The sequence below is a fragment of the Bacillus sp. JZ105 genome (genome assembly GCF_053903125.1).
Map to the genome: position 1 here is coordinate 3,178,683 of NZ_CP096387.1, position 17,280 is coordinate 3,195,962.

Annotated in this window: 21 protein-coding genes; 5 read left to right on the forward strand and 16 right to left on the reverse strand. The window is 43.1% G+C overall.

The genetic code is table 11. The features are described from left to right. Window positions 1-44: 44 nt before the first annotated feature. From hisIE to M1D81_RS16475, 8 genes are read right to left on the reverse strand one after another with little or no spacing between them, the layout of a single operon-like run. A complete protein-coding gene (gene hisIE / locus M1D81_RS16440; protein ID WP_456266332.1) occupies window positions 45-674 on the reverse strand; it encodes a bifunctional phosphoribosyl-AMP cyclohydrolase/phosphoribosyl-ATP diphosphatase HisIE in 630 nt (209 codons plus the stop codon). Continuing rightward, the gene (gene hisF / locus M1D81_RS16445; RefSeq protein ID WP_024423557.1) at window positions 671-1,429 is read right to left on the reverse strand and encodes an imidazole glycerol phosphate synthase subunit HisF; all 759 of its coding nucleotides are present in this window, start codon (window positions 1,427-1,429) and stop codon (window positions 671-673) included. The genes hisIE and hisF overlap by 4 nt, the downstream gene beginning before the upstream one ends. Continuing rightward, window positions 1,426-2,163, reverse strand: a complete 738-nt coding sequence (gene hisA, locus M1D81_RS16450; RefSeq protein WP_456266331.1) for a 1-(5-phosphoribosyl)-5-[(5-phosphoribosylamino)methylideneamino]imidazole-4-carboxamide isomerase — start codon at window positions 2,161-2,163, stop codon at window positions 1,426-1,428. Before hisA ends, hisF begins: the two co-directional genes overlap by 4 nt. Then, on the reverse strand, window positions 2,160-2,798 hold the full coding sequence (gene hisH, locus M1D81_RS16455; RefSeq protein WP_456266330.1) for an imidazole glycerol phosphate synthase subunit HisH: 639 nt from the start codon (window positions 2,796-2,798) through the stop codon (window positions 2,160-2,162). Before hisH ends, hisA begins: the two co-directional genes overlap by 4 nt. Beyond that, a complete protein-coding gene (gene hisB, locus M1D81_RS16460) occupies window positions 2,798-3,382 on the reverse strand; it encodes an imidazoleglycerol-phosphate dehydratase HisB (RefSeq protein ID WP_087978125.1) in 585 nt (194 codons plus the stop codon). The genes hisH and hisB overlap by 1 nt, the downstream gene beginning before the upstream one ends. Beyond that, the gene (gene hisD, locus M1D81_RS16465; RefSeq protein ID WP_456266329.1) at window positions 3,382-4,668 is read right to left on the reverse strand and encodes a histidinol dehydrogenase; all 1,287 of its coding nucleotides are present in this window, start codon (window positions 4,666-4,668) and stop codon (window positions 3,382-3,384) included. Before hisD ends, hisB begins: the two co-directional genes overlap by 1 nt. Further along, on the reverse strand, window positions 4,665-5,309 hold the full coding sequence (hisG, locus tag M1D81_RS16470; protein ID WP_456266328.1) for an ATP phosphoribosyltransferase: 645 nt from the start codon (window positions 5,307-5,309) through the stop codon (window positions 4,665-4,667). Before hisG ends, hisD begins: the two co-directional genes overlap by 4 nt. Then, window positions 5,302-6,477 (reverse strand): ATP phosphoribosyltransferase regulatory subunit, encoded by a 1,176-nt coding sequence (locus M1D81_RS16475; protein ID WP_456266327.1) that lies wholly within the window; start codon window positions 6,475-6,477, stop codon window positions 5,302-5,304. Before M1D81_RS16475 ends, hisG begins: the two co-directional genes overlap by 8 nt. 233 nt (window positions 6,478-6,710) lie before the next feature. Here M1D81_RS16475 and M1D81_RS16480 point away from each other — a divergent pair, with 233 nt between their 5' ends. Then, window positions 6,711-7,499, forward strand: a complete 789-nt coding sequence (locus M1D81_RS16480) for a C39 family peptidase (RefSeq protein WP_456266326.1) — start codon at window positions 6,711-6,713, stop codon at window positions 7,497-7,499. 101 nt (window positions 7,500-7,600) lie between these two features. Then, window positions 7,601-8,956, forward strand: a complete 1,356-nt coding sequence (locus M1D81_RS16485) for an IS1182-like element ISBpu1 family transposase (protein ID WP_456265168.1) — start codon at window positions 7,601-7,603, stop codon at window positions 8,954-8,956. Window positions 8,957-9,046: 90 nt separating this feature from the next. Here M1D81_RS16485 and M1D81_RS16490 read toward each other — a convergent pair whose 3' ends face one another. The 8 genes from M1D81_RS16490 to hprK all read right to left on the reverse strand — a co-directional run bounded on the left by M1D81_RS16490 (window position 9,047) and on the right by hprK (window position 14,444). Then, window positions 9,047-9,274, reverse strand: a complete 228-nt coding sequence (locus M1D81_RS16490; RefSeq protein WP_456266325.1) for a hypothetical protein — start codon at window positions 9,272-9,274, stop codon at window positions 9,047-9,049. Window positions 9,275-9,318: 44 nt separating this feature from the next. Continuing rightward, on the reverse strand, window positions 9,319-9,960 hold the full coding sequence (locus M1D81_RS16495; protein ID WP_456266324.1) for an NAD(P)-dependent oxidoreductase: 642 nt from the start codon (window positions 9,958-9,960) through the stop codon (window positions 9,319-9,321). Window positions 9,961-10,047: 87 nt separating this feature from the next. Continuing rightward, a complete protein-coding gene (locus M1D81_RS16500; RefSeq protein ID WP_456266323.1) occupies window positions 10,048-10,476 on the reverse strand; it encodes an Rrf2 family transcriptional regulator in 429 nt (142 codons plus the stop codon). 69 nt (window positions 10,477-10,545) lie between these two features. Then, window positions 10,546-11,064 (reverse strand): acyltransferase, encoded by a 519-nt coding sequence (locus tag M1D81_RS16505; RefSeq protein ID WP_456266322.1) that lies wholly within the window; start codon window positions 11,062-11,064, stop codon window positions 10,546-10,548. 1 nt (window position 11,065) lies between these two features. Continuing rightward, the gene (gene ppaX, locus M1D81_RS16510) at window positions 11,066-11,716 is read right to left on the reverse strand and encodes a pyrophosphatase PpaX (protein ID WP_456266321.1); all 651 of its coding nucleotides are present in this window, start codon (window positions 11,714-11,716) and stop codon (window positions 11,066-11,068) included. Beyond that, window positions 11,713-12,657, reverse strand: coding sequence for a nucleoside recognition domain-containing protein (locus M1D81_RS16515; protein ID WP_456266320.1), 945 nt, complete (start codon window positions 12,655-12,657; stop codon window positions 11,713-11,715). The genes ppaX and M1D81_RS16515 overlap by 4 nt, the downstream gene beginning before the upstream one ends. An 18-nt stretch (window positions 12,658-12,675) precedes the next feature. Then, window positions 12,676-13,500: a prolipoprotein diacylglyceryl transferase gene (lgt, locus tag M1D81_RS16520; RefSeq protein ID WP_456266319.1), complete on the reverse strand. Its 825-nt coding sequence runs from the start codon at window positions 13,498-13,500 to the stop codon at window positions 12,676-12,678. Window positions 13,501-13,511: 11 nt separating this feature from the next. Beyond that, window positions 13,512-14,444, reverse strand: a complete 933-nt coding sequence (gene hprK, locus M1D81_RS16525; RefSeq protein ID WP_024423572.1) for an HPr(Ser) kinase/phosphatase — start codon at window positions 14,442-14,444, stop codon at window positions 13,512-13,514. A gap of 176 nt (window positions 14,445-14,620) precedes the next feature. Here hprK and nagA point away from each other — a divergent pair, with 176 nt between their 5' ends. The 3 genes from nagA to M1D81_RS16540 are packed head-to-tail and all read left to right on the forward strand — an operon-like array spanning window position 14,621 to window position 17,280. Beyond that, window positions 14,621-15,814 carry an N-acetylglucosamine-6-phosphate deacetylase gene (nagA, locus tag M1D81_RS16530; protein WP_456266318.1) on the forward strand — a complete coding sequence of 398 codons (1,194 nt, stop codon included), beginning with the start codon at window positions 14,621-14,623 and terminating at the stop codon, window positions 15,812-15,814. Then, complete coding sequence (nagB, locus tag M1D81_RS16535) at window positions 15,811-16,536, forward strand: glucosamine-6-phosphate deaminase (protein WP_456266317.1); 726 nt, start codon at window positions 15,811-15,813, stop codon at window positions 16,534-16,536. Before nagA ends, nagB begins: the two co-directional genes overlap by 4 nt. An 18-nt stretch (window positions 16,537-16,554) precedes the next feature. Beyond that, window positions 16,555-17,280 carry a GntR family transcriptional regulator gene (locus tag M1D81_RS16540; RefSeq protein ID WP_456266316.1) on the forward strand — a complete coding sequence of 242 codons (726 nt, stop codon included), beginning with the start codon at window positions 16,555-16,557 and terminating at the stop codon, window positions 17,278-17,280.

Below are 17,280 nucleotides of genomic sequence, written 5' to 3' on the forward strand. Positions count from 1 at the left end.
GTTTTTCATTTAAAAATAAAAAGCCTGGGATCTCTCCCGGCTTTTCATCCACCTTGATGACGTTTTTTTAATACCTTTAATACCTCATCAAGCGGCAATTGCTGTTCGCGTAATAATACAAGGAGATGATAGAGGAGGTCAGCAGTTTCCCATTTCAATTCTTCTTGATCCCGATTTTTCGCTGCAATGATCACCTCGGACGCTTCTTCTCCTACCTTTTTCAGAATTTTATCGACCCCTTTTTCAAATAGATAGGTTGTATAAGCCCCTTCTGGCATTTCCGCTTGACGCTTTGCAATGACCTGTTCAAGTTCATTTAAAATCGCAAAACGATCCTGCTCTTCGCTTTGGCGCTTCACGCCTTCTTCCGAAAAACAGCTATAGCTGCCAGTATGGCAGGCTGGGCCGCTTGGCGCGACAAGGACAAGCAGGGCGTCCTTGTCACAGTCATATCGAATAGAAGTCACTTGCTGGGTATGTCCAGAGGTGGCGCCTTTGTGCCAAAGCTCGTTTCTCGATCGGCTATAAAACCATGTTTCACCTGTCTCCAGCGTTTTTTCATAGGATTCTTGATTCATATATGCAAGCGTCAATACTTCCTTACTTTGAGCATCCTGTACAATCGCCGGAATCAGGCCCGCTTCATTAAAGGTTAATTCATTTGCCTGTTTCATCTGACCTTCACCCCGTATTCTCTCAAATATGTCTTCACCTCTTGAATGGAGGTTTCTTTATAATGGAAAATGGATGCTGCTAATGCTGCATCAGCTTCTCCTTTTGTAAAGGCCTCGAGCATATGCTGAGCATTGCCAGCGCCGCCAGAAGCGATCACTGGCACATTGACCGCCTCTGATACAAGCTTTGTCAATCGATGGTCAAATCCTGTCTTTTCACCATCAGCATCCATACTTGTCAGCAAAATCTCTCCTGCCCCTCTCTGCACAGCTTCCTTCGCCCAGTCGCTGACCTCTAAATCTGTTTGACGGCGTCCTCCGTGTGTATAGACCATGTATGCTTTTTTCTCTTCATCGTATTTTGCATCAATTGCGACAACGATACACTGGGAGCCGAAAAAGTCAGCACCTTCTGAAATCAGTTCCGGCCTTAACACAGCTGCTGTGTTGACAGATACTTTGTCTGCACCCGCTCTTAATATACGCTTCATGTCATCAAGGTGGTTAATCCCGCCTCCCACCGTAAATGGTATCGCAAGCGTAGACGCGACTTGTTTGACTACATCCACCATCGTTTTCCTGCCTTCATGAGAAGCAGAAATATCAAGAAAGACGAGTTCATCCGCCCCCTCCTCATCATAGATCTGCGCCAATTCAACCGGATCACCAGCATCTTTTAAGCCAAGGAATTGCACCCCTTTGACAACACGCCCTTCCTTCACATCAAGACATGGGATGATTCGTTTTGTCATCATATACGGTCAAGCCCTTCAAAAGCTTCTGTTAAAGTAAACTGCTTTGTGTAAAGTGCCTTTCCAACGATCGCACCAGACACACCAGACTGTTTTTGCGCTGACAGCTTTTGAAGATCAGCTACTGCGCTGACACCACCTGAAGCAATCACTTGTTTGCCGGTTGCTTCTGCTAAGCGAACCGTGCTTTCTACATTGGGACCAGACAGCATGCCATCCATTTGAATATCGGTGAAAATAAAGACCTCTGCGCCTTCCTTTGCCAATTCCCTGCCGAGTTCCTCTGCCTTTACTTTAGACGTTTCAAGCCACCCTTCAGTCGATACAAAGCCATTTCGCGCATCAATCCCAATTGCGATTTTCTCTCCATATTGCGCCAGCATTTTTTTCACAAAGGCTGGGTTCGAAACAGCTGAGCTGCCGAGAATCACTCTATCTACGCCGCTCTTTAAATAAAAGGCAACGTCTTCTTCTGTCCGAATACCGCCGCCGATTTGTACCTTCACATCTAAGGAAGAAGCAATCGCCAGCACATGCTCATGATTGACACGTTTCCCTGCTTTTGCACCATCTAGATCCACAAGATGAATCCATGCTGCTCCATCCTTCACAAATTGCGCAGCCATGTCGAGCGGTGAATCTCCATAAATGGTTTCTTGATCATAATCTCCTTGCACAAGACGTACACATTTGCCATTTCTCATATCAATCGCTGGATATAATGTAAACTCACTCATTTGCTCACCCTCTGTTCGTTTGCTAATTGAATAAATTGTTTGAGCAGCGCCATTCCCGTTGTACTGCTTTTTTCAGGGTGAAACTGTGCGCCAAGCACATTCCCCTTGCCAACAACAGCTGGTACTTGAACACCATAATCCGCGCTTGCTAATTGCTCATCTGGATTCATATCGCTCACATAATACGAGTGAACAAAGTACGCAAACCCTTCTGGTACACCGTCAAACAATGGGGAGGGCTGATGAAATGTGAGCTCATTCCACCCCATATGAGGTACCTTCAGCCTTTGCCCGTCCTGATCACGATTCTTTAAAAGAACGACACGCCCTTTTAACAGCCCCAATCCTTTTGTGCGGCCTGCCTCTTCGCTTTCTTCAAATAACAGCTGCATGCCAAGGCAAATGCCGAATAACAGCTTTCCTTCCTGCACAACTTGATGGATAAACGCCTCAAGTCCAGTCTCTTTTAACAGCAACATTGCATCACGAAACGAACCTACTCCGGGCAAAATATAAGCATCTGCTTTTTTCAGCTCCTCCACATCAGAGGAGACGATATAGCGGGCACCTGCTCGTTCCAGTGCTTTTGATACGCTGAACAAATTTCCCATTCCGTAATCAATGACTCCAATCATTAGAGCATCCCCTTTGTTGACGGTATCCCTTTCACACGTGGATCAATGGTTGTTGCTTCATCTAAGGCACGTGCCATCGCTTTAAAAATGGCTTCAATTATATGGTGTGTATTGGTTCCGTAGTGAACAATGACATGAAGGTTGATCCGGGCTTCAAGTGCAAATTTCCACAGAAACTCGTGCACTAGCTCTGTATCAAAGGTACCAACCTTTTGACTCGGAAAGGCCGCTCTCATTTCCAAATGAGGACGATTGCTTAAATCGACCACGACCTGAGCAAGTGTTTCATCCATCGGAACAAAGCTTGATCCATACCGCTTAATTCCCTTTTTATCGCCTAACGCTTCCTTAAACATTTGCCCAAGTACAATGCCGATATCTTCTGTTGTGTGGTGATCATCAACATCCGTATCTCCTTTCGCATCGACGGTCAAATTAAAGTGTCCATGCTTCGTAAATAAATCAAGCATGTGCGTCATGAAAGGGACATCTGTTTGAATATCCGCTTTTCCTTCTCCATCAATTTCTAGCGCTAATGAAATGTTCGTTTCATTTGTTTTTCTCGTTGTTTTCGCCTGTCTCATTACGATTCCTCCCGCTTTCTCGCTTCAATCGACCTTGCATGTGCTTCAAGCCCTTCTAATCTGGCAAAAGCCGCAATGCTTTCCCGGTGTGTTTCAAAGGCTTCTTGACTATATGAAATAATGCTCGTTTTCTTTTGAAAATCAGTCACTCCAAGCGGGCTGGAGAATCGAGCTGTTCCGTTTGTCGGCAGCACATGATTCGGCCCTGCAAAATAATCGCCCACCGGCTCTGGACTATAGCGCCCCAAGAAAATCGCGCCAGCATGCTTGATTTGACCAAGAAGTGCTTCTGGGTATGCTGTCAGCACCTCTAAGTGCTCTGGTGCTAATTGATTGATGACATCTACTGCACGATCGATCGATTCTGTCACGTAAATACGGCCATGATCTTGTATAGATTTTGCTGCGATTGATTTTCTCGGCAAAGTATCAAGCTGCTTTCTTACTTCAGTCTGCACGCTTTCAGCAAGTGTCTTAGACGGTGTTACCAAAATACTAGATGCCAGCGCATCATGCTCTGCCTGCGAAAGTAAATCTGCCGCTACCTCATGTGCGACTGCTGTTTCGTCTGCTAGAACTGCAATTTCACTTGGACCTGCGATCATATCAATGTCTACCTGACCAAATACTTCCCGCTTTGCCAGCGCGACATAAATGTTGCCTGGACCTGTGATTTTATCAACAGGCTTGATGCTTTCCGTTCCATAGGCAAGTGCCGCAACCGCCTGTGCACCGCCCATTTTATACATTTCAGAAATACCAAGCTCCTTCGCCGCAGCCAAGACAGCGTCAGAGAGACGGCCATCTTTTCCAGGGGGTGTCACAAGTACGATTCGTTCAACGCCAGCGACCAGCGCAGGGATCACATTCATTAATACAGATGATGGATAGGCAGCTGTTCCACCGGGGACATACACACCTACCGCATCAAGCGGTGTCACCTTTTGACCAAGCATTGAACCATCCTTTTGGTGATAAAACCAAGAGGATGTCAGCTGACGCTCGTGGTATGTGCGAATATGCTTGATAGCCGTTTGGATAATCTGAACCATCTCTTTATCCAAGCGGTCACAGGCTTTTGCCATTTCATCCTCTGTGACAAGCGGATCTTCAATCAACACACCGTCAAATTGCTTTGTAAAAGACCGTACAGCTTCATCACCATTTGTTCTCACTTCTTGTATAATGCGCTGAACAGCCTGACGCTGCTCTTCTGTTCCTGTATCCAAAGACCGTTTGAGTGAGAGAGTATCTGTCTCACCTTCTTGTATGCAGGTGATGTTCATGATGATTCCTCCCCTTCTCCAATGATTCTTGCAAGACGCTGCGCCATTTCATCGATCACCGTATCCTTCATCCTGTAGCTCACAGGATTGACAATAAAACGTGACGTGATATCACAAATATGTTCCGTTTCCACAAGTCCATTTTCTTTTAATGTTTGACCTGTAGAGACAATGTCTACAATGCGATCGGCAAGCCCAATGAGCGGTGCCAATTCAATGGAACCATTCAGCTTAATGATCTCCACCTGCTCCCCTTGCTCTCTAAAATAGGACGATGCGACATTTGGGTACTTTGTTGCCACACGCGGTGCGACACTGCCCCAGCTCGCTCCTGGCAAGCCAGCAACAGCTAAATGACATTTACTGATGTTTAAATCGAGCACTTCGTACACATCACGAGCTTCTTCAAGCATGACATCCTTCCCTGCAATGCCAACATCCGCCACACCGTGCTCTACGTAGGTGGTCACATCCATTGGCTTGGCTAAAATAAAGCGGAGGTTTTCTTCTGGTACATCAATGATTAATTTTCTTGAATCCTCGAATTCCTCTGGCAGCTGATACCCCGCCTGTCTTAACAGCCCTGCTGCTTCTTCAAATATCCGGCCCTTCGGCATCGCCATCGTCAACACTTTACCCATTCCGCTCTTCCTTTCTAGCGCCGATAAAATAAGTCACCTGTTCAAATGCCTTGGTCATCGCGTCAATATTTTCAACCCCCGCTAAGTCTTGCAGGACGATCTTTTTCCCTTTTGTCCGCTCCTTTTCTGCAAAAGCAAAGGCTTCCAGTCTTTGTTCTTTACTAAAAATCACAGCCTCCTGCGGCTCATTGATTTCTTTTGCATCGAGCGCTTCAAGAAGACGGTCTAGTCGAAGTCCGAACCCTGTAGCTGGTGCAGGTGCATCAAAGTGAGCAAGCAATTGATCATATCTCCCGCCGCTTCCGATGACCGACCCAACATGATCTGCAAATACTTCAAACAAAATACCCGTATAATAGCTCATATGACTCACCATGCTTAAATCTAAACGGATATATTCTGTACAGCCGTAATCTTCAAGTGTCTCCCAAAGCGCCTTTAACTGTGCGAGCACCTCTTTTCCTTCTTGTGAAACGACGATTTCCTCTGCCCGCTCTATAACCTCTTGGCCGCCTCTTAACTCTAAAAGCTGTAACAGCCTCGTTTTATCGATGGAGGAAAGCGGTAATTGTTTCACATGCTGACGGTATCCCACATAATTCTTTTCATATAAGAAGCGGCGAAGGACATTTGCACGCTCTGTATTTCCGAGTACATCAACAAATAACGTCTCTGCTAAAGCGACATGCCCGATCGCGATTTTGAAGGACCTTAGCCCGGCATTTTTTAAGGCAAATACGGCAAGCGCGATGACTTCAGCATCTGCACTAATTGAACCATCACCAATCAATTCAATTCCGACCTGCTCAAATTCTGACGGCCTTCCGCCTTCTCTTTCCTGAGCACGGAACACATTTGCTGCATACCCAACACGAAGCGGATACGCCTGTTCATGAAGCTTAGAAGCCGCCACCCTTGCAATCGGACCTGTCATATCAGGTCTCAGCACAAGGGTTTGCCCATTTTGATCAAGAAGCTTAAAAAGCTGTGTATCAGTAATCGCCGATTGCACACCGACTGTATCGTAAAATTCAAGCGTTGGTGTCTCCATCAAACGGAAACCCCAACCAGTCATGACCTCTGTTAAAGAATGTCTCACTTTTTTCTTCGTCTCATACAATCCAGGTAATGAATCCCGCATACCATATGGTTTCTCAAACATAAACATGTTCTTCCGCACCTCCAACACATTAAAACAAAAAATTCCGAATCCTTTAGTTCGCTAATATGATAATATGCTAACAAAATAAAGTGATTAAATCAATCATTTTTATTTCTCCCTATTTTCATCAACATATTCTGGAATTATTACATTCAAGTGACACCTGTACCTTTTCTGTATGTTCGATGAAAGAACGTGCTATAATACTTAAAAATATTGAATAACACAGGAGATAAACAGTGAAGTTCATCCAGACATTCATCTTAACTTTGTTGTGCGCATGTCTTGTTTATTTCGGCTTTATATACGTTTCGCAAATCGATCAAGTCAAGAAAACAGCTTCTCCGCAAAAAGCAGCAAAAGAAAACGATACGGCACTCGCGGCTGAAGAAACTCGTTCAACGAAAAAAGCAGAAACTACACATCATTCATTAAAAGGAAGCAAAAAAGCCATGGACGTCATTCTGTACAATCAAATGGATGCACCAAGGCTTTATAACGGATGCGAAGTCACGAGTTTAGCAATGCTGCTTCATTACAGCGGCTATGAGCAAGTAACGAAAAATGCATTGGCAAATGAAATCAAACGTGTTCCGCTCAATTATGAAAATGGCTTAAAAGGAGACCCTCATGACGGGTTTGTAGGCGATATGGAGAATGGGCCGGGTCTTGGTGTTTACCACGAACCGATTTATCAGCTTGCGAAAAAATATGCGGGCGACCAAGTAGTCGATTTAACCGGAAAACCTGTCAAAAAAGCCATCTATCAACCACTTGAAAAAGGCTATCCTGTTTGGGTAATTACGACATCCACCTTTGACAAAACCAATAACATCGAAACCTGGAATACACCAAATGGCCAAATAGATGTAAGCTTTAATGTGCATAGCGTGGTCATCACAGGCTATGACAGGGAGCATGTCTACTTGAATAACCCCTATGGAGAAAAGAATCAAAAAGTCGACCGTGATCAATTTGAAGATTCTTGGGAACAGATGGGCAGTCAGGCGATTATCATTAAAGCGTAAAAAAACAACCTCTATTCACGTAGAGGTTGTTTCAGCTTGTAGACAAAGTCTACAAGCTTTTTTGTATAATAAGGGTATTAACATTTCTGTGGGGGATGAACATGTTATCGAAACGTGAAGAAGAAAGAAGAAATCAATTAGAAGTAGTGGCATTAGATGAATTAGTGCCTGAAGATCATCTTGTACGGAAAATAGATCAAGCAATCGATTTTGACTTCGTTTATGATCTTGTCAAAGATCATTATAGTTCCGACAATGGCAGACCAAGTGTGGACCCCGTTGTTCTCATTAAAATGGTTTTGATCCAATATCTATTTGGCATTCGCTCCATGCGTCAAACGATTAAAGAAATTGAAACCAATGTGGCTTATCGTTGGTTTATTGGGTATGGATTTTCGGAGAAAATTCCGCACTTTTCTACCTTCGGTAAAAACTACGTGAGACGTTTCCACGATACAGATTTATTCGAACAAATTTTTTATCGAATCTTAAGAGAAGCGATGAAAAAAGGCCTCGTTGACCCTTCTGTCGCCTTCATTGATTCAACACATGTCAAAGCGAATGCCAATAAGAAAAAACTTGAAAAGAAAATCGTTCGAGTTGAGACGAGAAGTTATCAAAATCAGCTTCATGAGGAAATTAATATTGATCGTGAAGAACATGGAAAAAAGCCTTTACCCCTTCAGAATAAAGAAGAAATAAAAGAAATCAAGGTCAGTACAACTGACCCAGAGAGTGGCTACTATGTAAAGGATGAACGTGAAAAGTCATTTGCTTATTCATTTCATACAGCTTGTGATTCAAAAGGATTTATTCTAGGATCACTGGTCACAGGTGGCAATGTTCATGATAGTCGTATGTTAGATTCACTCGTATCAAAGGTGACAGAGAAAATCGGAAAACCAAATGTAGTCGCAGTAGATGCTGGATATAAAACACCTTACATCGCTAAGTTTTTAATGGATCAAGAGATAAGACCAGTCATGCCTTACACTCGTCCAAAAACAAAAGCTGGTTATTTGAAAAAGAATGAATACGTGTATGATGCATATTTTGATTGTTACATTTGCCCCAACGGGCAAATTCTCTCCTATCGTACAACGACTAGAGAAGGCTATAAGCAATATGCGTCCGACTCAGAAGTATGTAAGTCCTGCTCGTTTTTAGATAACTGTACACAAAGTCAAAATCATACCAAACAAATTCATCGGCATATTTGGCAGGATTACCTAGATGAAGCAGACAACCTAAGACTCACTGAAATAAATAAGAGCATCTATGCAAAACGGAAAGAAACAATTGAACGCGTTTTTGCGGATGCCAAAGAAAAGCATGGTATGCGTTGGACGAAACTTCGTGGACTAAAAAAAGTTTCAATGCAAGCGATGCTTACTTTCGCTGCCATGAACCTTAAAAAGCTAGCAAACTGGACATGGAAAGGACCATGTCCAGCGTAAAACACATGATATTTTTATCAAAAAATGTGAAAACCCCACTTTTAATTGAAGTAAAAGTGGGGTTTGTCTACGGTCTGAAACAACCTCTATTCACGTAGAGGTTGTTTTTATTGCTTCATTTTCTAGTAATTCCTTCAGGCGGTCTTCAAGCTTTTCAGCCGTCATTGCACCTCCGCCCAGGCTGAAGTATTCATCCTCTCTTTTTAATAAAAGTGTAGGATAGCCGTTCACTTGAAGTTGATGAACCTTCGCAAAGTCGTCATACGCATCATTGTTCGCTTCTTTTGTTTTCATGCGTTCAAATGAAAGATCAATCATACGTTAGACTCCCCATTTATCATTTTTAGGCGGCCATGAACTGCTTATTCAGCTTCAGATACAACGGTAAAACGTTCTCCAACATGAGCTGCCTGCTCCACTTCATCAACAAGTGCAATGGCGTAGTCAGCATAGCTCACATAGCTGTCACCTTTAGAATTGACAATCAGATGGTCTTTCCCTTTCACGTAAGAACCTGTACGTTTGCCAGCTGGATTAAAGAATGCAGCTGGGCTGAGGAAGGTCCATTTTAATCCCTCTGTCTGTTGAAGATCTTTTAGGTTTTCTCCTTGCTGTGAAGCCGTAGCAACAAATTCTTTAGGAAACTCTGATGTGTCCACTAGTCTTGTTGTTTTCGCCTCATCTACAAATAGACTTCCTGCTCCGCCCACAACGATCAAACGAGTCTCAGGTGCCTCTTTTAAAATATCGATCAGCTTTTTCCCAGCTTCTACGTGAAGATGCTCTTTTCCAGCAGGTGCGCCAAATGCATTTACAATCACATCAAAGCCTTTGATGTCTTCTGCTTGCAAGTGAAACACATCCTTCTCAAGAACAGCTAGAGATGAATCTGTCACCTTTTGTGCATCACGGACGATTGCCGTTACTTCATGTCCTCTTGATTGAGCCTCTTTCACAATTTCTTGTCCTGCTTTACCTGTTGCGCCAATAATTCCAATTTTCATGTTAACTCCTCCTGCAATATGATTTTATGTTGATCAAGAAAGATGTAACTAATTCGGTTACAACAGAGGTAAAAAAAATTGAATAGATCATCCAATTTTTTTGATTAGCACATGCGTTAGTTCACTTAATTTGATCTCAGCAAGTACTTGCTCCATCGCGTTTTGAGCGCGGCATAAAATTAATTCAAGCACCGCTTGAATATTTGCACCGATCGGACAGTCAGGATTTGGGCTTTCATGAATTTGAAACAATTCTCCCTCATCCACGACTTCAACCGCTTTATACACATCGAGCAGTGTGATGTCGTCTTCACTGCGGTTCAGCTGAGAACCACCTTTGCCAAGACTCGTTGAGATTAGGCCTGCTTTTTTTAATTTACTCATAATGCGGCGAATGACTACTGGGTTTGTATTCACACTTCCCGCGATATCCTCCGATGTCTGTAATGATCCTTTTTCAAGTGATAGCAAGGCCAGAATATGGACAGCGACAGTAAATCTGCTGCTGATTTTCATGTTTTCTCACCTCTGTTGTAATCATTATAGTTACACCATGTCACATTGTCAACAAAAAAGTCTGCCGAGCTACTCAGCAGACGTAGATTGACGTGCTTCCATTTCTTCCTTCGTATAAATCATGCGCATTGGATTTCCTCCAACAAATGAGCCTGCTGGCACATCCTTATGAACAAGTGTACCAGCCGATACGATCGCTCCATCCCCAATGGTCACACCAGGTAAAATAGTTGAATTAGCTCCAATTAAGACTTCATCACCAATATAGACTTCCCCAAGTCTGTACTCTTTAATCAAATACTCATGGGTCAAAATGGTCGTGTTATAACCGATCACACTATTTCGACCGACAGTGATTTTCTCAGGAAACATCAGATCAACCATCACCATTAAGGCAAACGCCGTACCCTCGCCGACCTTCATACGAAGAAAGGTCCGGTAAATCCAATTTTTCATTCCCATAAAAGGCGTGTACCTTGCCATTTGAATAAAAATAAAGTTTTTCACCACTTTGAAAAAGGGAACTGTCCGATAGACTTGCCGCAGCGAATTGACCCCTTTTACAGGATAACGATCTGTTTTTCTCAACTTAATCAGCTCCAACAATCGCCAGGAGATCACTCATTTTCTTCAGCATGAAATCAGGGCGATGATTTAAAAGGGCCTCTTCTCCCTTAATCGACCAAGCCACACCTGCCGTTTTTGTCCCTGCCGCTTGACCAGACAAAATGTCGTGATAATTATCACCGACCATCACCGCTTCATGCGGATCACTGCCAAGCTTTGATAATGCCAGCTGAACAGGCTCCGGATGCGGCTTCTCATTTTGGACATCATCGAGCGTCACAATGACCTCAAAGAACGGCTCTAAACCGGTCAGCTTCAATCCCATTAAAACCGTATCCCGTATCTTCGTTGTGACAATACCGAGCTTAAATCCTCGATCCTGCAGGACTTTCAATGTGTCTAAAACGGTCTCATATTCAGTCACAAGCAGATCATGCTGCTTATGGTTAAACGTGCGGTACATCTGAATCATGTCATCTGTCAAATCAGGGTCCATCGCAGAAAATGTATCAAACAAGGACGGACCAATGAAATGAAGAATATCCTCACGGCTGTACTGGCCAGGGTAATAATGATCCAGCGTATGCTGAAATGAAGCAATAATTAATTCATTTGTATTGATTAATGTGCCATCTAAATCAAATAGCACTGTGTTGATCGTTGATTCGTTCATATGGCTTCCTTTCTAACAGCTGCATGTTCCCGCTTCCGCCAAATATAGCTAATGGCAGCTGTCAATAAAATTGCAGAAATCAGGCGGATCACAAGAAGCGGCCATACTGGAATACCAAGTGGAATAAAAACCAGCGTATCTTCAACCACCGCATGGCAGGCAACGAGAAAAATAAAGGCGAGAGTTAAGTCCTTTTTACTCACACCGTCCTCTTCCACTGCCTTCATCATCACACCGGCTCCATACGCCAGACCAATTGTTAATCCAGCCACCATCGTCATAGACGTATTTTCTTTCATTCCAAGCATTCTAGTAAAAGGTGACAGCCACTTAGACAGTGTATGAAGCCAGCCTAAATCTCTCATGAATTGAATGATGATCATGAGCGGGATAACGATACAGGCAAGCTGCAGCACACCGAGTACTGCTTTTTGTATAGCAAGAAGGACGATCATGTACCAGCTGGAAGGCACATCAGCCGCCTGAGCTGCACTAAGCAGTCCATATTGCGCCGGTTCCTCGCCTCCATGCCAAACGAGATGAATGACAATAGCCGACATAACAGCAAGACTGATTCTGACCAGCAAAATCACAGATACTCTCAGTCCAACCTTTGCTGCCACTGTCGATTCGATGATCAAGTTATGGCAAAAGGACAGCATCACTGCCAAAATAAACACTTCCTTCACAGGAAGCTCTAATGTCAAAATGGCAGCAATCCCCGCATACAAATTCAGCATATTTCCTAATACAAGCGGAATAGCCGCTTCCCCCGAAAGACCAAACAGCCCCATAAATGGCTGAATGAATCGGATGAGCCAATCCATAACAGGCGTATGCTGCAAGATACTGACGAGAATGGTCACTGGAAAGATGACTTTACCAAGTGTCCAAGTTGTCGACAGCCCTGCTTTCAAGCCGTTTTTCCATGTCTCTCCCATCTCTTCTGCCCCCCCTGCTTAATTCGATGAGCTGTTCTCTTTATACGGAATCGATGCGTATCCTTTCATTCTTCTAAAGAAAATCAGTAGAACAGCCACTGCAAATATCGCAATCGAAATCATCTGTGCGATTCGAAGGTGCTCTGTCAGCATTAAGCTGTCTGTTCTCATCCCTTCAATGAAGAAACGGCCGATTGAATACCAAATTAAATAAGACAAGAAGATTTCGCCTCTGCGCAGCGAAGTTCTGCGTAATAAAATCAAGATGACAACACCAACAAGATTCCATAATGATTCGTATAAGAACGTCGGGTGATAATAGGTCCCATCAATATACATTTGATTAATGATAAACTCCGGCAGATGCAAATTTTCTAAAAAGGTTCTTGAAACCGCCTCACCGTGTGCTTCTTGGTTAATAAAGTTCCCCCAGCGCCCAATGGCCTGCCCTAGTAAAATACTAGGTGCTGCGACATCAGCTATTTTCCAAAAGGATACCTTTCTCACTTTTGTAAAAATGATGGCTGTCAGCACGGCACCGATCAGCCCGCCGTGAATCGCAATTCCACCATTCCAAATCTTAATGATTTCGTTTGGGTGCTGCTGATAGTAATCCCATTCGAAGGATACATAATAAATTCGGGCACAAATAATCGCTATAGGAATGGCAAATAAGATTAAGTCAATAAACATATCTTTATTGATTCCTCTTTTTTCACATTCTCTCAGTGCAAGCCAAAGTCCAAGCAAGGCCCCGACCCCAATAATCACACCATACCAATGAACCGAAATAGGTCCGAGGTGAAAAGCAATCGGATCAATTGGCTGAATTGCTTCGTTCATATAGTCAACTCCTATTCATCCTGGCCATTGTCTTCAATGACATCGGCAAGTTTACTTGTAAATTGTTCCGCTGCATTATGTCCCATACGTTTCAGCCTGAAGTTCATCGCAGCCACCTCAATGATGACCGCTAAGTTTCGTCCTGGCCGCACAGGGATCGTCAGCTTCGGCACATCTGTATCGATGATGCGCATTTTCTCTTCTTCAAGTCCTAAACGATCATACTGTTTGCCCTGTTCCCAAAGTTCAAGGTTCATTACAATCGTAATTCTCTTATAGCTTCTGACAGCGCCTGCTCCAAATAAGGTCATCACATTAATAATGCCTAACCCGCGGATTTCTAAAAGATGTTCAATCAGCTCAGGTGCGCTCCCGACTAACGTATCCTGATCCTCTTGACGGATTTCCACGCAATCGTCTGCGACCAGCCGATGTCCTCTCTTCACTAATTCTAAGGCTGTTTCACTTTTTCCTACTCCGCTTTTCCCAATTAATAATACACCTACACCATATACATCTACGAGCACACCATGAATGGCAGTCGTTGGTGCAAGCTTACTTTCTAAAAAGTTGGTCAATCGACTCGAAAGTCTTGTCGTTTTTAGGCTAGATCGTAAAACGGGCACGCCATTTTCATTTGATGCTTCGATTAATTCCTTCGGGACATCACGATCTCGTGACAAAATAATGGCAGGGGTAATATCTGTACAAAGAGACATCATTCTCTGCTTTCGTTCGCGTTCTGGGAGCTGTTCAAAAAAAGAAAGCTCTGTTTTCCCTAAAAGTTGAACTCTTTCTTTTGGGTAATATGTAAAATAACCAGCCATTTCAATACCTGGTCTGGAAAGATCACTGATGGTAATGGGACGATTAATCCCTTCTTCCCCACTTACCAATTCAAGATGAAATTGTTCCATTATGTCCTTCGTACGAACTTTCGGCACGCTTCTTCCTCCTTTTATCACAGGCGATTCAGAAATACAGCTCTATTTTATCACTTTCAATGATGAACCCAAAACAGTATTTTATCCTGTTCCTGTTTCACCGCCCCAACTGGTATAGACAACTATACTTAAAAAGAGTAAACTTAATGAAAGATAACGAATAAGGGGGCTCAAACATGAGCGGTTCTTTATTGCTCTCCAATATTCATATTGTGACAAAGACAAAGATCATTGAAAACGGTTTTGTCGGTTTACGCGATGGCAAGATTGACTATATTTCAACATCACCACCGACAGGAAATTATGAAAAAGTATATATTTCCCGGGAAAACTTTTATTTACTCCCTGGAATGATTGATATTCACATTCATGGCGGATATGGTGCAGACATGATGGATGCGACAGCCGAAGCAATGAATACACTTGCTGACAACCTTCCTTCCGAAGGAACGACAAGTTTTTTAGCGACAACCATCACACAGAATCATCATGAGATTGAGCAGGCACTTAAAAATGTCGCTCAGTGGAAACAAAGTAATGAAGAACGAGCAGGAAGTCAGGCACAATGTATAGGAATCCACCTCGAAGGTCCATTTATTTCTAAAGATAAGGCAGGGGCACAGCCTGTTCAATGGATTAAACAGCCCGATATTCCGCTTTTTAAAAAATGGCTGGATGCAGCTGATCAGCTCATTCGAATTGTCACGTTTGCGCCTGAAGAAGACACAGATTTTGCTTTTCTTTCCCTGTTACAGGAAAAGAACATGATCCCTTCTATTGGACATACGAATGCCCATCATGACATGATCAATTTAGCAGCTAAGCATGGTGCACGCCATGTAACGCACCTTTATAATGCACTGAGTTCGTTTCAGCATCGTGAACCGAATGCTGTAGGTGCTGCTCTTACGAATGAGAACCTTTATACCGAGCTGATCACAGATGGGATTCACTCCCATCCTCTTTCCATCAAGCTTGCGTATTTGGCAAAAGGCAGTGATCGTTTAATCATGATCACAGACTCGATGCGTGCAAAAGGACTCGGGAATGGAACGTACGAATTTGGCGGTCAGACGGTCACAGTCAGCGGAGAAAAAGCATTGCTGGACGATGGTACACTTGCGGGATCAATTTTGCGAATGAAAGATGGCGTCAAACGGATGAAACAGCTCACAAATTGTGAGTGGACAGAGATTGCGAAAATGACCTCAACCAATGCGGCCGCTCAGCTGGGACTTGATCAGCAGCTCGGTTCCATCGAAGTTGGAAAACTAGCAGATCTGGTGATTTGGGATGAATCTGGTGAACTGATGATGACGATCTGCCGTGGACAAATCGTCTTTGAAAAAAAGGAGGCCAACCACTCATGAACATCATCGAATTTGAAAGCAAAGATCAATTAGGAAAAGAAGCAGCTGCCATTATTGCAAGGACAATAGCTGCTAAACCCGATGCCGTACTCGGCCTAGCAACGGGCGGTACACCTATTGAAACTTACAAAGAGTTAATTCAACTTCATCAAGCGCATCAATTGTCTTTCAAGCAAACAAAAACAATCAATTTAGATGAATATGCAGGACTCAATCCAGAACACGAAAATAGTTATATGACCTACATGAAACGTCATTTATTTGACCATATTGATCTCCCTCACGATCAGTATTTTCTTCCAAATGGCAATGCAGCTCATTTAGAAAAGGAATGCTTAAGATATGACCAGCTCATTGAGGATACAGGCGGCATCGATCTTCAGCTCCTTGGAATCGGTCAAAATGGGCATATCGGTTTTAACGAACCAGGTACCTCTTTCAACTCAAAAACGCATGTCGTGCAGTTAGATGAAAACACGAGACAGGCTAACGCAAGATACTTTTCTTCTATTGATGAGGTACCTACACATGCCATCACAATGGGAATTGCGAGCATTCTTTCAAGTAAAAAGATTCTCCTTCTTGCTTCAGGAAAATCAAAAGCGAAAGTGATACAATATTTAGAACAGGCAGAGATTCATCCGGACTTCCCAGCGTCTGCACTGAAACTTCATGAAGATGTAACGGTCTTGATTGATCGAGAAGCTGGATCACTACGCTAAAAACGAGAGGATTTTCACATGTTTATTGATAAGCAGTCACCTATTCCGATGTACCATCAGATTATGGAGAACCTGAAAAAACAGATTGAGGATGGAACATTAGCACCTGATACACTCATTCCTTCTGAAAGAGAATATGCCGAACGCTTTGGTATTAGTCGAATGACTGTCAGACAAGCCTTATCGAATCTTGTGAACGAAGGATATTTGTATCGACAAAAAGGAAAAGGCACCTTTGTAAGCCGAAAAAAATTTGAACAGCCGCTTCAAGGCTTAACAAGCTTTTCAGAGGATATGCGCCAGCGAGGGCTCAAAGCATCAAGCCAGCTGATTGACTTTAAAAAAAACGCATGTCCAGAGCACTTGCTGCCAGTCTTACATCTGTCAAATGGTGATGCTGTATTTGAACTAAAACGAATACGCCTTGCAAATGATGAACCGATGGCGATTGAAACGAGCTATATACCTGAAAGATTTGCAGGAGATTTAACAAAGGAACATTTAACTGGCTCTTTATATGAATATATAGAAACTCACACTGGCCAAGTTATTGCTCATGCCAAACAGGAGCTTGAAGCAAATGTTGCCTCAAGGGAAGAAGCACACTTGCTGTCTATTCTAGCAGGAGACCCTGTGCTGTCCATAACAAGAACGACTTTTTTTCAACAAGACATTCCATTTGAGTATGTTGTTTCCGTTTATAGAGGGGATCGTTATAAGCTCATTCATACAATGGAAAGATAA